Below are 2,369 nucleotides of genomic sequence, written 5' to 3'. Positions count from 1 at the left end.
GGGCATAAGTAACACCAATTAAAACGGTTTTCTGTTTTTTTGATTTAAGATCCAGGAGGGTTTTCAGCAGTTCATCATGGTTGTATAAAAAGTAACCACTTTGTGGGTGTTTGCTCTTTTCGATCAGATCGTTCACCATGTAGATTAATGATGAACCAGCTCGCTGTTGGTAGGATGGGAGCAGAGCCAAAAAGCAATATTCAGTAATATCCCCGTAAAATTGTGCAAAAGCCTGTAGATAGCTCTGTTCATATAATTTCACATTGGTTACATGATGGCTGCTCTGTACCATACCCGTTGTGCCTGAACTGCTGAAAGTAATTTCGACAGGATCGGTACTGCTGAGAATGGAATGGCTTTTAAAAAAACTGATGGGTAAAAAAGGGATCTGTGCAATTTCGCTCACTTCATCAGCATCAACACCTAAATGAAAGATATATTCACGGTAAACATTGCAGTTTTGCGCCTGTAACTTAAAAACGCTTAAGGCAAGGGCGTTAAACGCATCGGTACTTTTTACAGAAAATATATCGTTAGCTGTTAAATTCACAAGGCAAAAGTACAAAGCATTATGCTATTTTCTCGTCAGTTTTTTTTGCCAACATCGCCATGYGGAACTGATAACCACAGTAACCGCTAATACCGGCAACCAGGCCACTTAAAATTCCCGTAACCAACAGCAGTGCCCACCACAATTTTACACCAGTCATCACGGCCACACGGCCAGCAAGGACGTTATCATTAGGCAAGCTTTTAAATAAAGCATATCCGATCCAAAGTAAGAAAACAGCAAGAAAAGACTGCCAAAAGGCTATTTTTCCTGTTTTGCCAATAATGCCGCAGGTAGCAAATGAAATTACAATAATGATCCACCAGGGGGCAATCATTTGTAAAAGGAAACAGATTATTAATATAACAATGAAAACCATTTTAGCCTATTTAGAAATTTTTAAACGAGAAATAATCGTACCCGATTTATCATCAGGACTTTGCATATAAAACAGATCGTACAATTTGCCATTTGCCCAGGTATCGATCATATTATCATAAAATTTGCTTCCGGGATTGCCTGATTGGCCGCCTGGATAAACCCCATGTCCTTTTGGCGTTTTACCCAGTTCGATCACCATCCGCCATGAAGGTCCGTTGGCTTCGCTCAAAGCATTAATGGCAGTTTTCGCGCCACCAATCTGTAAAACTTTCGAGCCGAATCCTGGTATTTTGGCCAGGTGTGGCACATTGGTCTGTTTTACATTTGCCCAGTCCCAATCTTTGTTTATCGGCCCAAAGCGTCTTTCCAAACTATCGCAACTATATTTAAAAGCTTCGTTAACCAGGTCAGATAATGTTTCTTTTTTGCTGGTATTGATATTATCATACCATGTTGCATTGGGTTCTTTCAAGATCATTTCCACCGTACGGTCTCTAGAAGGGTAACGCATCGGAATGCCTTTAACCTCGAATTCGTCCGCCCAGATATCATGTGATAAGCGTTTGGTCCATATCTCAAATACGCTGGCTGCAATTTCATGGGCATCGTAACGTTTGTTCCATTTGTTCAGGTAAGCCAATGCTTCTTTTTGTGTTGCGTTTAATTGCTCATTATTCAATAAGGGCAACAAAGCAGGAACCAGGTTTTGTGCCATAATGCTATAATTATCGGTCTGCATCAAACGGATGCTATCCAATGTAGCCTTGTTCATGGCCGATAAGCGGTCGTTGATCCTTTTGCCACGCTCGTAAGGCGAAAATTCCCAGTTGATGTAATATGGGTAAGTAGTATCGGTAGAAGACTGGTTGGCAGAGCTTACAAAACCACGTGGCGGATTCTTAACTGTTGGATTTTGTGCATTTGGGATCCAGCCATGCCAATCGTAAGCGGGGTCGGTACCATCGAGAATAAACTTGCCCTGATCCTTCCACTTTAGGGGGAATTTACCATTTGGTGTGATGGCAATATCGTTATCAATACTGGCGAAAACAAAGTTCTGTGCAGGTGCGGTATAATAAGTTAAAGCCTTACGGTAGTCGTTATAGTTTTTCCCACGGTTCAGGTAATAAAAAGTCATGAGCTCGTTCGACTCATCATGTGCGATCCACCTCAAAGCGTCGCCAACAGGCACATTATCTGCCCTGCCGTATTTTGGTTTCTGGAAATATACCACGGGCCCGTGATGCGTGTAGTAAACGGTATCTATTTCATCTTTTCCACCACGGATTTTAATCGTTTCCAATCTCTTTGTTGTGGCTTTCCATTTATTGTTGTACCAATATTCGTTGTGGCTGGAATCTTTAAACTTGATCTGATAAAAATCCAGTACATCGGCGGCAACATTGGTCACGCCCCAGGCTATTTTCTGGTTAAAACC

General features: G+C 41.6%; 3 protein-coding genes. All 3 read right to left on the bottom strand.

Annotated features, from left to right (window positions below; genetic code table 11):
• The coding region (locus AC1DPQ_RS24965) for a LuxE/PaaK family acyltransferase (protein WP_477611214.1) at positions 1–550 on the bottom strand (550 nt) is incomplete at its 3' end.
• Between the two features lie 19 nt (positions 551–569).
• Positions 570–929: a hypothetical protein gene (locus tag AC1DPQ_RS24960; RefSeq protein ID WP_477611213.1), complete on the bottom strand. Its 360-nt coding sequence runs from the start codon at positions 927–929 to the stop codon at positions 570–572.
• Positions 930–935: 6 nt separating this feature from the next.
• Positions 936–2,369: penicillin acylase family protein (locus AC1DPQ_RS24955; protein ID WP_477611212.1), on the bottom strand; the 1,434-nt coding region annotated here is incomplete at its 5' end.

It is taken from the genome of Pedobacter sp. 01T416_2, assembly GCF_056398925.1.
Note: the sequence above shows the minus strand (reverse complement) of the source record. Positions and strands in the feature narration are given on the sequence as shown.